The following is a 15,905-nucleotide window of genomic DNA, read 5'->3' on the forward strand; positions in this document are numbered from 1 at the left end:
CTCTCTGGGGTGGCCGGAGTATGAGGCTATCCGCGTCCGCCGGGAAACATCCGGCCACAGGTTCGACACGGCACTGCCCGGCAGGCAGCGGGACCGCCCTTTCATACATTCCATAAATTTCAATGCGAACCATTCGCAATATCTTTTAGAATGGCGGTTTGCGAACAGTGCCCTGGTGGGGTGCCCCGGCGGACGGTCCTGTCCCCGGGGCCTGCTGTGCCGACCCCGCCAGCGCTTCGTGGCTCCATTTCCCCGGTCCGCCCTCCAGCCCCCAGCAGCCCCATGTCCTCGACGCCCGCCTCCCTCACCGGGCCGCAATCCCCCGCGGCCATTCCAGGCCCCTCCGATTCCCAGGCGCTTGCCGCGCCCCGCGCGGAAGCGGCCCGTCCGGGCCGTGTCTGGGGATGGCCCATCGCCCTGGGCGTCCTGACGGCCAGCGGACTGCTCAGCGCCCTGGTATCGGATGGCTGGGGCGACACCTGGTCGTGGGTCGCGCTGGGCCTGCCTGTGGCCGTGATGGCGTGGTTCGGCTGGCTGCGGCGGCGCGGCTGACTCCAGCGCCCGCCACGCTCCATCCCCCCGCCCTGCCCCATCGCGCCGCCGGCACCGCGCCGGTCGCGGCCATCTCCCGTTGTTCCCTCCCCCCTGCCCGCCTCACGCTCCACTCTCCATCCAGGCCCTCCGCCATGTTCCGCCCCCATCCCCTCGCCCTCGCCGCCTCCCTCGCCCTGCTGGGTACCCAGGCCGGCGCACAATCCGCCGCGCCCGCCGCCACCGGCACGCCAGCGCTCTCGACGGTGACCGTCAACGCCAGCGCCGATGCCTCTTCCCAGGGTCTCTCGCCGGCCTACCCCGGCGGGCAGGTGGCGCGCGGCGGACGCGCCGGCATCCTGGGCACGAAGGATGCGATGGACACCCCCTTCAGCATCACCAGCTACACCAATGAGCTGATCCAGGACAAGCAGGCCAGAAGCGTGGGCGAGGTGCTGCAGAACGACTCCGGCGTGCGCCTGGCCCGCGGCTTCGGCAACTTCCAGGAGGCGTACTTCATCCGCGGTTTCGTCCTCGGCTCGGACGACACGGCCTACAACGGCCTCTACAGCCTGCTGCCGCGCCAGTACATCGCCACCGAACTGTTCGAGCGTGTCGAAGTGCTGCGCGGCGCCTCCACCTTCCTGTCGGGCGCCACGCCGTCGGGCGGCGGCATCGGCGGCGCGGTCAACCTGCTGCCCAAGCGGGCTCCCAACGAGCCGCTGTCGCGCGTGACGGTGGGCACGGGCTCGGGCGGCCGCGTCGAGACGGCGGTGGACATCGGCCGGCGCTTCGGGCCGGACGGCAGCACCGGCATCCGCTTCAATGCCGCCTACCAGGACGGCGACACCGCCGTGGACCATGAAAAGAGCCGGCTCGGCCTCGTGGCCCTGGGCCTGGACTGGCGCAGCCGCGACGTGCGCCTGTCGGGCGACATCGGCTGGCAGGACCACCGCCTGAAGGGCACGCGGCCGAACGTCTCGCTGTCCGGTGCCACCGCCGTGCCCGCTGCGCCGGATGCCTCATCCAACTTCTCCCAGCCCTGGGCGTATTCCAACGAGCGCGACGTGTTCGGCACGTTCCGCGGCGAGGTGGACCTGTCGCCCGGCGTGACGGCCTGGGGGGCCTGGGGCATGCGCCGCGGCAAGGAGGCCAATTCGCTCGCCAACCTGACGGTGACCGACGCCGCCACGGGCGCGGGTACGGCCTACCGCTTCGACAACACCCGCAAGGACCGCGTGGACACCGGCGAAATCGGCCTGCGCGGCAAGCTGCGCACGGGCGCGGTGGGCCATGAATGGGTCGCCGCCGTGTCGTATTTCGAGGCCGAGAAAGACAACGCGTACGCGATGGACTGGCGCAACACGATCGCATCCAACCTGTACCAGTACCGCCCCACGGCACAGCCCGCCTTCAGCGCCGCCACGCTCTACGGCGGCACGCTGTCCAGCCCCAACCTCACGGGCCGCACGCGGCTGCTGAGCTACGCTCTGGGCGACACGCTTTCCTTCATGGACGATACGGCGCTGCTCACACTGGGCCTGCGCCACCAGCGGCTGGACACCTCCGATTTCGCCTACGGCACCTCCGCGCTGCTCGCCCATTACGAGCAGAGCCGCAACAGTCCGATGGCCGGCATCGTGTTCAAGATGGCGCCGCAGTGGTCGCTCTACGGCAACTACATCGAAAGCCTGAGCCAGGGCCAGACCGCGCCGGCCACGGCCAACGGCGCGCCCGTGGCCAACAGCGGGCAGCAGCTCTCTCCCTATGTCGCCAAGCAGAAGGAAGTGGGCGTGAAGTACGACGGCGGCCGCCTGCGCGGGTCGCTGGCGCTGTTCAGCACCACCAAGCCCCGCGCCTACGTGGATGCCTCGAACGTGTTCGGCGCCTCCGGCAGGGACCGGCACCAGGGCGTGGAACTGGACGTGCAGGGCGAAGCCATGCGCGGCCTGCGCCTGCTGGGCGGCGTGACCTGGCTGGACGCGAAGCAGCAGAGGACGGGCAGCGCGGCCACCGACGGCAAGCGCGTGATCGGCGTGCCGCGGCTGCAGGCCAATGCCGGCGTGGAGTGGGACGTCCCCGGCATGCCCGGCCTGGCGCTGGACACCCGCGCCATCTATACCGGCGCGAGCTATGCCGACGGCGCCAACGCCCTGCACGTGCCCGGCTGGACCCGCCTGGACCTGGGTGTGCGCTACGCCACGGAGTGGAGCGGCCGCCTCGTGACGCTGCGCGCCCGCGTGGACAACGTGGCCGATCGCAACTACTGGGCCTCGTCCGGCGGCTACCCCGGCTCGGGCTACCTCGTGGTGGGCGCGCCGCGCACCTTCACGCTGAGCGCGAGCGTGGATTTCTGAGCGCGGACTTTCGCTGGAGCAGGACGACGACATGACCCCCAAAGCCCTCAAGACCTGGTCCTGGCTGCACAAGTGGAGCAGCCTGGTGTGCACCGTGTTCATGCTCCTGCTCTGCCTGACGGGGCTGCCGCTGATCTTCCACCACGAGATCGGCCACCTGCTGGGCACGGAGGTCGAGGCGCCGCCGATGCCCGGGGAAACGCGCCGGGTCAGCCTGGACCGGGTGCTGGAGGTGGCGCGCGCGCAGCATCCGGACCGCATCGTGCAGTTCGCGTCGCAGGACGCGGACGACCCCAACGTGTGGTTCGTCACGCTCACGCAAACGCCCGCCCCGACCACCGACTTCCGCTCGGTGGCCGTGGACGGCCGCACCGGTGCCATCCTCGCGCAGCCGCGGTTCGACCAGGGCTTCATGTACGTCATGTACAAGCTGCACGTGGACCTGTTCGCGGGGCTGCCGGGCAAGCTCTTCCTGGGCTTGATGGGGCTGCTGCTGCTCGTGGCCATCGTCTCCGGCGTGGTGCTCTACGCGCCCTTCATGCGCAAGCTGGACTTCGGCACGGTGCGGGAGCAGCGATCCACCCGCGTGAAATGGCTGGACCTGCACAACCTGCTGGGCATCGTGACCCTGGTGTGGGCCTTCGTGGTGGGCGGCACCGGCATGATCAATACCTGGGCCGACCTGGTCATCAAGTACTGGCAGCACGACCAGCTCTCGGCACTGCTCGCGCCCTATGCCGGCCAGCCCGTCACGCCGCAGGCCGAGCGCGGATCGCTGCAGAAATCGCTCGACGCCGCGCTGGAGCGCGCGCCTGGCACGCGCCTGTCGTTCATCGCCTTCCCGGGCACGGCGTTCTCCAGCCCGCACCACAACACCTTCTTCCTGCACGGCAGCGAGCCGCTCACCTCCAGGCTCTACCAGCCCGTGCTGGTCGATGCGCGCACCGCGCAGGTCACGGCCGCGCCGGAACTGCCGTGGTACCTCACGGCCCTGCTCATCTCGCAACCGCTGCATTTCGGCGACTACGCGGGCATGCCGATGCAGATCCTCTGGGCACTGCTCGACATCGCCACCATCATCGTGCTGGGCAGCGGGCTGTACCTGTGGCTGAAGAAGGGCTCCACCGCCACGCAGAAGGATAAGGAAGCGGCGTCCCGCCGCCAGCGCGACGGGGCGCCCGAAGGCGCCCCGCTGGAACCGTCCGCGGCGCGTACCGCGGGGAACTGATAACTCGCGAAGCGCCTCAGGGGGTTGTCAGCCTGCTTCAGGCCGCCGCCAGCCGCAACCGCCGGGCAGCCCAGCCGCGCAGCAGGCGGGGCAGCACCAGCACGGCAACGACGATCACGATGAGCGTGAGCGACATCGGCCGCGTCACGAACACCGACCAGCTGCCCTCGCCGATCGAGATCGCGTTGCGCATCTGCGCCTCGGCCAGGGGCCCGAGGATCATGCCGACCACCACGGGCGCGGTGGGGAAGTCGAAGCGGCGCATCATCACGCCCAGCAGGCCGATGCCGTAGAGCAGGAACAGGTCGAACGCACTCTGGCGCATGCCGTAGGCCCCCACCGTGGCGAAGATCAGGATGCCGGCGTAGAGCTGCGGCTTCGGGATCTTGAGCAGCTTCACCCACAAGCCCACCATGGGCAGGTTGAGCACCAGCAGCATCACGTTGCCGATGTAGAGCGAGGCGATCAGCGCCCAGACCAGCGCGGCGGAACTCGTGAACAGCTGCGGGCCGGGGTTGATGCCGTAGTTCTGGAAGGCACCCAGCAGCACCGCGGTGGTGTTGGAGGTCGGGATGCCCAGCGTGAGCAGCGGGATCAGCGCGGCCGTGACGGTGGCGTTGTTGGCGGCCTCGGGTCCGGCCACGCCTTCGATGGCGCCCTTCGTGCCGAATTCCTCGCGGTCCGCGCCCTTGGCGAGCTTCTTCTCGGTCGCATAGCTCAGGAAGGTCGGGATCTCGGTGCCGCCGGCGGGAATGCAGCCGAACGGCGTGCCCAGCAGCGTGCCGCGCAGCCAGGCCGGCACCGAGCGTTTCCAGTCGCGTGCCGTCATGTGGACCCGGCCCATGGCATTGCGGGTGTCCACCTGGCGGCCTTCGTACATGGCGGCATACAGCACCTCGGCCACCGCGAACAGGCCCACGGCCACCAGCACGATGTCGATGCCGTCCAGCAGTTCGGGCTGGCCCAGCGTGTAGCGCGCCGCGCCGGAGATCTGGTCCATGCCCACGCAGCCCAGCGCGAGGCCCAGGAACAGCGCCGTGAGCCCCCGCACCGTGCTCTGGCCCAGCACCGCGCTCACCGTGGTGAAGGCCAGCACCATCAGCATGAAGTATTCGGGTGGCCCGAGCTTGACGGCGAATTCGGCCACGGAGGGCGCGAACAGCGTCACCACCACGGTGGCGATGGTCCCGGCGACGAACGAGCCGATGGCCGACGTGGCCAGGGCCGCGCCCGCACGTCCGCTCTTGGCCATTTTGTTGCCCTCCATCGCGGTGACCATGCTGGCCGTTTCACCGGGCGTGTTCAGCAGGATGGAGGTGGTCGACCCACCGTACATGGCGCCGTAGTAGATGCCGGCGAAGAAGATCATGGAGGCCGTCACCTCCACCTTGGCGGTGATGGGCAGCAGCATGGCCACCGCCACGGCGGGGCCGATGCCGGGCAGAACGCCCACGGCCGTGCCGAGCGCACAGCCCACCAGGGCCCACAGCAGGTTGGCGGGCGTGGCCGCCGTCGCGAAGCCCTGCAGCAGGGCGTTGAAAATGTCCATCATCACAGCCACCCCGTTTGCGTGAGCCCCGGCAGGTTGATCGCCAGGAATTGCGTGAAGGCCCAGAACACGGGCGCGGAAATCGCCAGGCCGGTGAACACGTCCACGGCCCAGGTGCGCGCGGCGCCCGCGGCCGGCTGGCGGCCCGCGCGGCGCAGGCCCTGCACGGCCAGCACGTAGCAGATCGTGCAGCTCACGATGAAGCCCACCGTGCCGATGAGCGCGGCATTGAGCAGCAGCCCGGCCGAAACCCAGACGAAGGCCTGCCTGTCCGCACGGGCCGCACCGCCGGGCGCGCCCAGGGAGCGGAAGCCGCCGGAGGCCGCCTCCCACAGCAGGAATCCGCCGCAGACGGCGAGCACCACCGCGACCAGCCAGGGCAGGAAGTTCGGGCCCACGCCGCCGTAGCCGGCGTCGCCGGGGATCTGCAGGGCGCCCGCGGCGAGCGCCGCCGCCACGAGCAGCACGCCGCCGCCCACGATGGTCTGGGCGCGCCGGGACGGAACGGCGCCCTCGTCGATGTCGGCATCCGCCGCGGTAGGTGCAAGAGGCTCTGACATGATGGGGGTCCTCGGGAAAGCGGCCGTGGCGCACAGGCGCGCCGCCCGGCCGAGCGAAGCGGCAGGAAAGAGGAAAACTCGGGAAGCACGGCGGGCATGGCGCCCGCCGCGGCGGTCAGACCATGCCGGCCTTGACCATGGTGGCGCGCATGCTGGCGAACTCGGCATCCACGAAGGCACCGAATTCATCGCCCGCGAGCCAGGCGGCGGTCCAGTCGTTCTTCTCCATGGATTCGGCCCAGCTCTTGCTCTTCGTCGCCTGGGCCACCATGTCGATGAGCGCCTTGCGCTGCGGCGCGGAGATGCCCGGGGGCGCATAGACGCCGCGCCAGTTGCCGATCTCGACGTTGATGCCCTGCTCCTTGAGCGTGGGCACGCTCGATCCCTTCAGGCGCTGGCCCGAAGTGACGGCCACCGGCACCATCTTTTTGGTGTTGATGTATTCGGCCATCTCGCTGTAGCCGCCGCCGCCGATGGTGACGTTGCCGCCCAGGATCGCAGCGACGGATTCGCCGCCCCCACGGAACGCGACATAGTTGATCTTTGCCGGGTCCACGCCCACTTCGCGCGCGATCATGGCCGCCGCGATGTGCTCGGTGGAGCCGCGCGATCCGCCGCCCCACTTCACGCTGCCCGGGTCCTTCTTGAGCTGGGCGATCACCTCGGCCATCGACTTGAACGGCGAGTTGGCGGGCAGCACGAACACGTTGTATTCGCTCGTCAGGCGCGCGATCGGCGTGGCCTGCGACAGGTTGACCGGTGGCTTGCCGGTGATGATGCCTCCCACCATGACCGAGCCCATCACCATCAGGGAGTTCGGGTCGCCCTTGGCGGAATTGACGAACTGCGCCAGTCCGATGGCGCCGGCCGCGCCGCCCTTGTTGTCGTAGGTGACGGACGAGGCCACGCCCGCGTCCTGCATCGCCTTGCCGAGTGCCCGGCCGGTGGTGTCCCAGCCGCCGCCGGGGTTGGCGGGCAGCAGCATCCGGATCGCGGCCGCGGCGCGGGCCGACAGCGGCAGCGCGCCCGCGGCCGCGAGGGCCGCCAGGGATTTGAGGAAGGTATCGCGACGCATGGCTCTTGTCTCCTTGTGGTTTGGCGAACGGGGCCGATGATGCGCCCGCTTCCTGTCAAACGGCTGTCCGCCGACTCAGGGAAAACACCCATGGGGGCGCCGGCCGCGCCCGGTGCTATGGTCCCGCGCATGCAATTGCTTCTCGTGGAAGACGATCCCGCCATGCAGGCCACGCTGCAGCGCTCTCTCGCGCGCCGCGGCATGGAGGTGACCGCGCTCGGCGACGGCCGGGCCGCGCTGGCACAGTGGGCATCGCGCCCGCCCGACGCCGTGGTGCTGGACCTGACGCTGCCAGGGCTGGACGGCCTGCAGGTGCTGCAGCAGGCGCGTGCCCGGGGCCTGCGCACGCCGGTGCTGCTGCTCACCGCCCGCGGGACCGTGGGAGACCGGGTGCTGGGCCTCAATGCCGGCGCCGACGACTACCTGTCCAAGCCGTTCGACCTGGACGAACTGGAGGCACGCCTGCGCGCACTGGTGCGCCGGCTGGGGGACCTGTCGGAAGCACGGCTGCCCGCCGCGCCCTCCGCGGTGTCCATCGGCGCGATCCGCTACGAGAAGGACAGTGGCGCCATCTACCGCGACGGCGAGGTGATGGAGCTGACGCCGCGCGAACTGGCCCTCATGCACGCCCTGCTCGCCCAGCCGGGCCACGCCGTGGCCAAGGAGCGGCTGTACGAACTGGTGTTCCCCGGGCAACTGGACGTGCAGTACGAGGCCATCGAGGTGGTGGTGTACCGGCTGCGCAAGAAGCTGGCCGGCACCGGGCTCACGCTCATGACGCTGCGCGGGCTGGGCTACCTGCTCAAGGCGGATGCATGAGCGCCGTCCGGAGGTTGCCGCCGTGAGCGGTGGCGCGGGCCGCGCGCAGTCGCTGCGGCGGCGCCTCCTGCTGGGCATCCTGGTGCCGGTGGCGCTGTTCATCGCCTACAACACGGCCAGCATGTACCGCCAGACGCTGTCGGCCCTGCACACGGCGTACGACCGCACGCTGCTGGCGTCCGCCAAGACGATCGGCGAGCAGATCGACGTGTCGGGCTACGACGGGCAGGCCCGGCTGCGGGCCACGGTGCCCTATTCCGCGCTGGAGGCCTTCGAGGCGGACAACCAGAGCCGCATGTTCTACCGCGTGTCGGACCTGCAGGGCGGACTGGTGTCGGGCTTCGCCGAGCTGCCGTTCTGGCACGGGCGCATTCCTGCACGGCCGCCGTATGCCGCGCTGGTGGACTTCTACGACGACGAATTCCGCGGCCAGCCGGTGCGCGTCGCCGTGCTGCTGCAGCCGGTCGCCAGCCCGACGGGCCGCGGCATGGCGGTGATCCAGGTGGCCGAAACCCTGGAGCTGCGCCGCACCCTCGCGCTGCAGATCCTGCAGGCCACCCTCGCCCGCCAGGCCCTGCTGGCGCTGGTCGTCGCGCTCATCGTGGCGCTGGTGGTGCAGTGGGCCGTGCGCCCGGTGCGGCAGCTCAGCGAGCAGTTGCAGACCCGGCCCGAGGACGACCTGCGCCCCCTCGAGGCACCCGGCGCACCGCGCGAACTGCAGCCCCTGGTCGAGGCCACGAACCACGTGATGGGCCGCCTGGCGCACCTTCTGGCGCACCAGCAGCGCTTCGTGCGCGATGCCTCGCACCAGTTGCGCACTCCCCTGGCCGTGCTCAAGGTGCAGGTGCAGTCGGCGCTGCGCGGCGACGTGGCGCCCCGGCAGGCGCTGCTGGAAATCAGCGACACCGTGGACCGCGCCACGCAGCTCGCCAACCAGATGCTGGCGCTGGCCAAGGTGGAGCAGCTGCGCCAGCAGAGCGCGCCGCCCGTGACCCGCCTGGACGAGGAACTGCGGGCGATCGCGCTGGAACTGTCGCCCCTGATCGCGCAGCGCGACCTGGATTTCGGCATCCACACGGAGCCCGCGCCGGTGCTGGCCCACGAATGGATGCTGCGCGAACTGGCCCGCAACCTCCTGCACAACGCGATCCGGCACACGCCCGAGTCCGGAGTGCTGTCGGTCGAGCTGGTCACGGACGGGCGCCATGCGGCACTGACGGTGGCCGACAGCGGGCCGGGCATCGACGCCGAACTGGCGCAGCGCCTGTTCCAGCCGTTCTCCGCGGGCGACGTGCGGACCGGCTCCGGACTGGGGCTGGCCATCTGCCAGGAAATCGTGCGGGCGCTGGGGGGGCAGATCGAGCTGTCCAACCGCATGGAAGGCAGCCGCGTGGCCGGGCTCGATGCGGTGGTGCGGCTGCCGCTCGCACGGGACGGCCATGCGCCCGGCATGGAGAGGAAGAAGCCGGGGCCCTGACGGCGCACAAAGAAATGCCCGCCACGGAGGGCGGGCCCAAGTCGGGCAGGCACGCGGCCTGGTCACAGCCCGAATTCCCGGCAGGCGCCATGCACCCGCCCGGTGCCTCCGATTGTGGACACGCCCCTTACGCGTGGCTGACAGGGCGCACGACGGCCGGGCAGCCGCGTGCAGCGGTCACCGCCCCCATCAGGGCATGCCGGCAGGGGGAGCCGCGCGCCCGATGCCGGCGATGGCATCGGCGATCCGGTCGAGCAGCGCATCGTCGGTCCGCGCGATGTTGAGACGCACGTGCGAGTCGATCCGGTGCCCCGCGAAACCGCGTTCGTTCGCAACCATCACGCCGTCCGAAGCCAGCGCCTGCCACACCGCCCGGGCATCGACGGCTTCGCCAAGCGACATCCACAGGTACATGCCCGCCCCCGTCTCCGCGGCCTTCCAGCCGCGAGCGCGGATCTTCGCCAGCAGCGCCTTGCCGCTGGCGGCCAGTTTTTTCTGCAGCTTCTCGCAATGCTGCTCGTATCCACCCTCGGTGAGCAGGTGATGCACTATCTGGTCCGTGAGCAGCGAGGAATGGATGGAACCGACAGAACGCATCAGCAGCATGCGCTTCAGGCGCTGGTGGCTGGCAACGAGGAACCCGGAACGCAGGGCCGGAGCCACGGTCTTGGAGAAGCTGCCGATATGGATCACCCGCTCGAAATGGTCCAGCGCCGCCAGGCGCGTGACGGCGCCCAGGCTGTCGCGCGGCAGCAGGTCGCCATAGGTATCGTCGTCGACGATCCACATGTCGTACTGCTCGGCGAGCTTGAGCAGTTGGTGCGCCTTGCGCGGCGACAGACTGGTGGATGTCGGGTTCTGCAGCACCGCGCTGCAGAAAAACGCCTTGGGCCGGTGCTTCTCGCACAGTTCCGCGAGTTGCTCCAGATCCGGGCCATCGGCCAGGCGGCGCACGCGCAGTACCCAGGCGCCGTTGGCCATCAAGCGTTCCGTATGGATGAACGACGCCGGCTCCTCCACCACCACGTATTGGCCTGGATAGAGAAATGACCAGACCACCAGATCCAGGGCATCGGTGGCCCCCGCCGTGGTCACGATCTGGTCGGGTGTGGCATGGATGCCCGCTTTCTGCAGCTTGGCCGCAAGCGCTTCGCGCAGCGGCAGCCACCCCCGGCCATCGGCATATTCGGACAGGCTCTCGCGCGGCCGGTCAGCCAGCGCCCGCAGTACTCCGGACAGCACCTCGGTGCCGATCCAGTCGGCGGGCAGCGTTCCGAGCGCGGAACCGCCCTGGGGCCCTCTCGCATGCAGCAGGTGATCCCAGGAATCCGGTGCCAGCGGCCCGGTCCACCCCGGCGACGAAGCCGGCTTGCTCACCTGGAGGGCCTGGGCCGATACATAGAAGCCCGAGCCACGGCGCGCCTCCAGGTAGCCCGCCGCTGCCAGCTTGTCGTAGGCACGCAGCACGGTTTCATTGCTGATGTCCATCTGGGCCGCCATCGCCCGCACCGAGGGCAGCCGCTCCCCGACCTCCAATGTCCGGCTTTCGATCCGGCCCCTGAACTCGTTGAAGATCCGGTCGATGAGCGCTCCGCTGGCGCGCTCGGCCTGCGGCGCGGCCTGTTTTTTCCGCGGCTTGGGGGCCGGCTTCGGCTTGGGGGTGGCTGGCATGGATGGTGGACTGTCGGAAGGATGGCGAGGTGGAGGGACCCGCGGATGATAGACCGCCTGGGCCGGAGACGGGCCGCTAACGAAAACTGATACATACAGTCAACCATCCATTGCCTGCTTTCACGGCAGTTCGCACGTGCTCGGCCATGACGCACCAGCAGGGAGCACGCATCCCCCGCGCGGCGCTGCCGCCACCACATGGTGCACGCCGCTGCACCTTGTCGGCGCGGTGCATCGGTTCAACGGCAGCCCATCCGTACATACCCCGATCCTGCACCGCGGATGAAGTGTCACAATAAAACTGTACCAAACACTTTTCCAGCATGAATTCCGCGGGGTAGCGCCAACGGGAATGCACGAATAGCCGGCCGTGCGCACCACAAGAAAAGCGTATGGAACACTAATTGCATCTGTTCAGAGCGATTTCGCAAATTCCGCCTTTCCAGAGGATTTCGCCATGTTGTCCACCAAGCCCCCGACGCTCCGCCCGGCCCCATTCCGCTCCACCGCGGTCTGCGCCGCCCTCGCCCTTGCCCTGCCCGCGGCCGTGCAGGCCCAGCAACAGGCCAGCCCTGCCGCCACGTCGCAGGCCTCGCCGGAGATCAAGACCTTCTCGATCCCGGCCGGACCGCTGTCGGCCACGCTGCAGGCGATCGCCGGCATTGGCGGAAAGCGCGTGCAGTTCGAAGAGACGGACGTGAAGGAACTCAGGGCACCGGCGATCTCCCTGCAAACCTCGCCGCAGGGCGCCGTCCAGGCCGCCATCTCGGGCAGCGGCCTGACCATGAACACGGGCCCGGACGGCTCGATCCGCGTCTTCGTGCAGCAGCTGGCGGCCGTGGCCGTCACCGCCAGGCGCGACGAGGCGGAGACCGGGTTCCGCGCGTCCAGCTCTTCCACCGCGACGCGCGGCGGCGCCGACCTGCTCGACGTGCCGCAGTCGGTCACGGTGCTGACGGCCAAGGTGCTGGAGACCCAGCAGTCCGCCACTGTCGAAGAAGCGCTGCGGAACGTCGCCGGCGTGGTGGTGCAACCCGCCACGCAGGGGTCCAGCGGTTTCAGCATACGCGGCTTCGGCACGAACGCCTCCACGCTGTCCAACGGGTTGAGCGATCCGAACTCCTACAAGACCAACATCGCCGGCGTGGAACGCGTCGAAGTCCTCAAGGGCCCGCAGGCCCTGCTTGCCGGCGCCAATGGACTGGGCGGCACACTGAACATCGTCACCAAGAAACCGACGACCGAGCGCATCCGCGACGTGTCGGTCAGCTATGGCAGCCATGCCGAACGCACCGGCACCATCGACCTGGCCGGCGCCATCAACGACAGCAAGGAGTTCAGCTACCGCCTGATCGGATCGGCGACGCGTGCCGGTGGCAGTTCCGCAGGCTACGACGGGCGTTCGCAGAACTACGGATTGGGCGAGGTGCGCTGGAAGACCGCGGACACGGATTTCATCGCCGGCGTGTCGGCCGACAAGTCGCGCTCGGTACTGGACAGATACACGGTGGCGGTCCGGGGCTACATCGAGCCCTCCCCGCCGACCCTTCCCGGGAACCGGAGCGATGGCATCGACGCCGAAACGCACTCGGTGTTCTATACGCTGCAGCACTCCTTTTCGGACGCACTGCAGTTCAACAGCCGCCTGCAACGTGTCAGCACCGACCTGGATGTGGCCGTGTGGACGCCCCAGTTCCCCATCAGCGCTCCCAACCTGCTGCTGAACTACAGCGGCACCATGAACCGGTCGAACCAGACCACCACGAGCGGTGACCACTACCTGAGCTACAAGTTCAAGACCGGCCCGGTGGAACAACGCCTGGTGGCCGGCATCAACCACAGCGACTACAGCTTCGACCAGACCCAGTACGCGGGCCCGAACCTGGCCGTGCGCTTCGACCAGCCCACGCAGTACCCCTTCCCGGCCCTCGTGCGCAACGACAGCACCCGCACCTACCGCAACTATTCGCCGCAAGAGCAGCGGGGCCTGTACCTGCAGGACACCCTGAAATGGGAGCAGTGGACGCTGGTGGCGGGCCTGCGCCACACGAGCCTGGACACCGGCCCCGGCATCGTCACCCAATACACGAATCCCCCCACGCCCGACAGGACGTCGGACAAAAAGTCGTTCAGCAAGAACACCGTCAATGCCGGGCTGATCTACAACCTGGACTGGAACACGTCGATCTACGCCAGCTACGCCGAAGGCTTCTCGCCGCTGTTCTCCGACCTGAACATCTGCGGCACCCCTTCGGCGTCCGCCCCCCCTACCCTGTCGAAGAGCAAGGAAGTGGGCATCAAGAGCAATGTGGAAGACCGCTTCTCCTGGTCGGCCGCCGTGTTCCAGATCGACCAGGTCAACCTGCTGCGGCGCAACCGCCCGCTGAACTGCAACGACCTGATCGAGGGGCAGCGGTCACAGGGCGTGGAGCTGGAGGCGGCGGGCAGGCCCATGCGTGGGCTCAACCTCATCTTCAACTACTCCTACAACAAACGCAGGAGCATCGTCGATCCGGCAGCGCGTCCTGGCGCGGGGCCAGACAGTCAAGCCAGCCTGTGGAGCACCTACGACTTCCAGTCGGAGCGGCTGCGCCACTGGAGTCTCGCCTTCGGCATCAGCGCCTGGGGCGACGCCCCGCTGGGAATCACCGACACGGCTACGCGCTCGCCCGGTGGCGCCAGGATCGACGCCGGCATCGCCTACACGCAACCGGAATGGTCGCTGCGATTCGGCGTGAAGAACGTGGCGAACCGCAACCTGTATGGCTTTTCCACGTCGACCACGTACGTGCCGGTCTATGACAAGCGCACGTTCATGCTGACCTACCAGCGCAAGCTCTGACCATGACCATTCACCACCACCGTCCCCGCCTGCGCGACCTGATCCTGCCCTACTGGACTTCGCGCGAAAGCTGGCGCGGTTGGATCCTTCTCGCGATCAAGCTCACGCTCATGTTCACCAGCGTCTATGTGGCCATCTGGAGCAACCAACTCCAGGGTCAGGTGGTGGATGCGCTGGTGAAGCGGGAGTGGGACGGCATCTGGCGCAGCCTGGGCCTGTCCTGGATCGCCGGCATGCTCGCCATGCTGGTGTCGATGGTGCTCCTCTTCGTGGTGACGGAACTGCTCCAGTACGAATGGCGCACCGCCATGACGCGCCGGTACCTGGCGGCGTGGACGGAACGGCGCGCGTACTACGCGATCGAGCGCGACGGGCGCCTGGACAACGCGGACCAGCGCATCTCGCAGGACATCCCCCGGTTCATCGAACTCACGCTTTTTCTGTTCCTGAATCCGGTCCACGTAGTGGTCTCGGCAGTCTCGTTCACCGTCGTTCTCTGGAACCTGTCCGGCACGCTGCAGTTCACGTTATGGGGCATCGATTTCTCGATCCCCGGGTACATGGTCTACCTGGTATATGCGTATTCGGCCGGCGCCCTGCTGGTGTCGCACCTCACCGGGCGCCCGCTGATACATCTCTTCAACCTCCGCCAGACCGTCGAGGCCAACTTCCGCTACCGCGGCATGCAGTTGCGCGAGAACGCCGAGCAGATCGCCTTCTATGACGGAGGCGCGCAGGAGCACAAGCGCCTGAACGACTCGTTCGAAGAGGTGCGCGCCAACTGGCGGGACATCATCGTGCGCAACGTCAAGCTGATCCTGGCGCGCGAAACCTACACCCACACCTTCTCCAGCCACCTGCTGCCTACGGCCGCGGCGCTGCCGCGCTACCTCTCCGGCGCCATCACGATGGGCGACGTGACGCGCGTGGGCGGCGCCTTCACCGCCGTCAGCAGCAGCCTGGTCTTCTTCAGCCTGGCCTACGCCAATTTCACCGAATGGTGGGCCCTGGGCAACCGGCTGCGCGACCTGCAGGGCACCCTCGAGGAAGTGAAGCAGCGGCCGGCGGGCATCCACGTCGCTCGGACGCCCAAGCCTGCCATCGAAGCGCATGGCCTCGCGCTGAAAAAGCCCGATGGCAAGCCGCTCGCCACCATTCCCGCGGTACACATGCGCAAAGGCGAGCGCTGGCTGGTGCGCGGCGCCTCGGGCGCCGGCAAGAGCACGCTGCTGCGCGCCGTGGCCGGCATCTGGCCCTACGGCGAGGGTGAGATCGGCCAGCCCCGGGACGGCCGGCTGATGTTCCTGCCCCAGCGCAGCTACATCCCCCAGGGCACGCTCAAGGCCGCTCTGTGCTACCCCGGACAGCCCGAAGATTTCGACGACGAGCGCGTGCGCCAGGTGCTGCACGAAGTGCGACTGCCTGCACTGGCCGACCGGCTGCACGAGAGCGACCGCTGGCAACAGAAGCTCTCGGGCGGAGAACAGCAGCGGCTGGCCATTTGCCGCGCGCTGCTGCACCAGCCCGATTACCTCTTCCTCGACGAAGCGACCAGCGCGCTCGATCCGGATACCGAAAAGGGGCTCTACCAGGCGCTGCTGCACACGCTGCCGGACAGCACCCTGATCAGCGTGGCGCACCGCGAATCGCTTGCTTCCTACCACGACCACCTGCTGGACCTGACGCCTCGCAGCCGCGAAAGCGGCAGCCAGGACGGCGATCGGGTCGATGGCGACGGTGCTGGCGCAGAGCCCCCTCCGAAGCCCGCCTGAAGCCGACCGCGGCCTCTCGTCCCT

Annotated in this window: 11 protein-coding genes; 7 read left to right on the top strand and 4 right to left on the bottom strand. The window is 68.9% G+C overall.

From position 1 onward, the window contains the following. The first annotated feature begins 282 nt into the window (after positions 1–282). The 3 genes from T336_RS0100580 to T336_RS0100590 all read left to right on the top strand — a co-directional run bounded on the left by T336_RS0100580 (position 283) and on the right by T336_RS0100590 (position 4,116). Positions 283–552: a hypothetical protein gene (locus tag T336_RS0100580; RefSeq protein ID WP_026431117.1), complete on the top strand. Its 270-nt coding sequence runs from the start codon at positions 283–285 to the stop codon at positions 550–552. 134 nt (positions 553–686) lie between these two features. Further along, complete coding sequence (locus T336_RS0100585) at positions 687–2,888, top strand: TonB-dependent receptor (RefSeq protein WP_026431118.1); 2,202 nt, start codon at positions 687–689, stop codon at positions 2,886–2,888. 31 nt (positions 2,889–2,919) lie between these two features. Beyond that, complete coding sequence (locus T336_RS0100590) at positions 2,920–4,116, top strand: PepSY-associated TM helix domain-containing protein (RefSeq protein WP_019702642.1); 1,197 nt, start codon at positions 2,920–2,922, stop codon at positions 4,114–4,116. A gap of 37 nt (positions 4,117–4,153) precedes the next feature. Here the strand turns inward: T336_RS0100590 and T336_RS0100595 are convergent, their stop codons facing one another. From T336_RS0100595 to T336_RS0100605, 3 genes are all read right to left on the bottom strand, one after another. After that, the gene (locus T336_RS0100595; protein WP_026431119.1) at positions 4,154–5,665 is read right to left on the bottom strand and encodes a tripartite tricarboxylate transporter permease; all 1,512 of its coding nucleotides are present in this window, start codon (positions 5,663–5,665) and stop codon (positions 4,154–4,156) included. Between the two features lie 2 nt (positions 5,666–5,667). Next, positions 5,668–6,225 (bottom strand): tripartite tricarboxylate transporter TctB family protein, encoded by a 558-nt coding sequence (locus T336_RS0100600; RefSeq protein ID WP_019702640.1) that lies wholly within the window; start codon positions 6,223–6,225, stop codon positions 5,668–5,670. A 115-nt stretch (positions 6,226–6,340) separates the two neighbouring features. Next, complete coding sequence (locus tag T336_RS0100605; protein WP_019702639.1) at positions 6,341–7,300, bottom strand: Bug family tripartite tricarboxylate transporter substrate binding protein; 960 nt, start codon at positions 7,298–7,300, stop codon at positions 6,341–6,343. 129 nt (positions 7,301–7,429) lie between these two features. Here T336_RS0100605 and T336_RS0100610 point away from each other — a divergent pair, with 129 nt between their 5' ends. After that, a complete protein-coding gene (locus T336_RS0100610) occupies positions 7,430–8,119 on the top strand; it encodes a response regulator transcription factor (RefSeq protein ID WP_035225096.1) in 690 nt (229 codons plus the stop codon). Then, entirely contained in the window at positions 8,112–9,596 is a 1,485-nt protein-coding gene (locus T336_RS0100615) for a sensor histidine kinase (RefSeq protein WP_026431121.1), read from the top strand. The genes T336_RS0100610 and T336_RS0100615 overlap by 8 nt, the downstream gene beginning before the upstream one ends. Positions 9,597–9,785: 189 nt before the next feature. Here the strand turns inward: T336_RS0100615 and T336_RS0100620 are convergent, their stop codons facing one another. Continuing rightward, positions 9,786–11,267: an aminotransferase-like domain-containing protein gene (locus T336_RS0100620; protein ID WP_026431122.1), complete on the bottom strand. Its 1,482-nt coding sequence runs from the start codon at positions 11,265–11,267 to the stop codon at positions 9,786–9,788. A gap of 457 nt (positions 11,268–11,724) precedes the next feature. On the opposite strand from T336_RS0100620, the gene T336_RS0100625 reads away from it, so the two are divergent. Then, complete coding sequence (locus T336_RS0100625) at positions 11,725–14,109, top strand: TonB-dependent siderophore receptor (RefSeq protein ID WP_026431123.1); 2,385 nt, start codon at positions 11,725–11,727, stop codon at positions 14,107–14,109. Positions 14,110–14,111: 2 nt separating this feature from the next. Continuing rightward, positions 14,112–15,881 (top strand): ABC transporter ATP-binding protein/permease, encoded by a 1,770-nt coding sequence (locus tag T336_RS0100630; RefSeq protein ID WP_026431124.1) that lies wholly within the window; start codon positions 14,112–14,114, stop codon positions 15,879–15,881. The last annotated feature ends 24 nt before the right edge of the window (positions 15,882–15,905 follow it).

This window comes from Paracidovorax oryzae ATCC 19882, assembly GCF_000687165.1.
Taxonomy (GTDB): Bacteria; Pseudomonadota; Gammaproteobacteria; order Burkholderiales; family Burkholderiaceae_C; genus Paracidovorax; species Paracidovorax oryzae.

Coding starts and splice junctions, on each gene's coding strand:
- T336_RS0100580 (WP_026431117.1), top strand. CDS start 283: ATGTCCTCGACGCCCGCCTCCCTCACCGGGCCGCAATCCCCCGCGGCC.
- T336_RS0100585 (WP_026431118.1), top strand. CDS start 687: ATGTTCCGCCCCCATCCCCTCGCCCTCGCCGCCTCCCTCGCCCTGCTG.
- T336_RS0100590 (WP_019702642.1), top strand. CDS start 2,920: ATGACCCCCAAAGCCCTCAAGACCTGGTCCTGGCTGCACAAGTGGAGC.
- T336_RS0100595 (WP_026431119.1), bottom strand. CDS start 5,665: ATGGACATTTTCAACGCCCTGCTGCAGGGCTTCGCGACGGCGGCCACG.
- T336_RS0100600 (WP_019702640.1), bottom strand. CDS start 6,225: ATGTCAGAGCCTCTTGCACCTACCGCGGCGGATGCCGACATCGACGAG.
- T336_RS0100605 (WP_019702639.1), bottom strand. CDS start 7,300: ATGCGTCGCGATACCTTCCTCAAATCCCTGGCGGCCCTCGCGGCCGCG.
- T336_RS0100610 (WP_035225096.1), top strand. CDS start 7,430: ATGCAATTGCTTCTCGTGGAAGACGATCCCGCCATGCAGGCCACGCTG.
- T336_RS0100615 (WP_026431121.1), top strand. CDS start 8,112: ATGCATGAGCGCCGTCCGGAGGTTGCCGCCGTGAGCGGTGGCGCGGGC.
- T336_RS0100620 (WP_026431122.1), bottom strand. CDS start 11,267: ATGCCAGCCACCCCCAAGCCGAAGCCGGCCCCCAAGCCGCGGAAAAAA.
- T336_RS0100625 (WP_026431123.1), top strand. CDS start 11,725: ATGTTGTCCACCAAGCCCCCGACGCTCCGCCCGGCCCCATTCCGCTCC.
- T336_RS0100630 (WP_026431124.1), top strand. CDS start 14,112: ATGACCATTCACCACCACCGTCCCCGCCTGCGCGACCTGATCCTGCCC.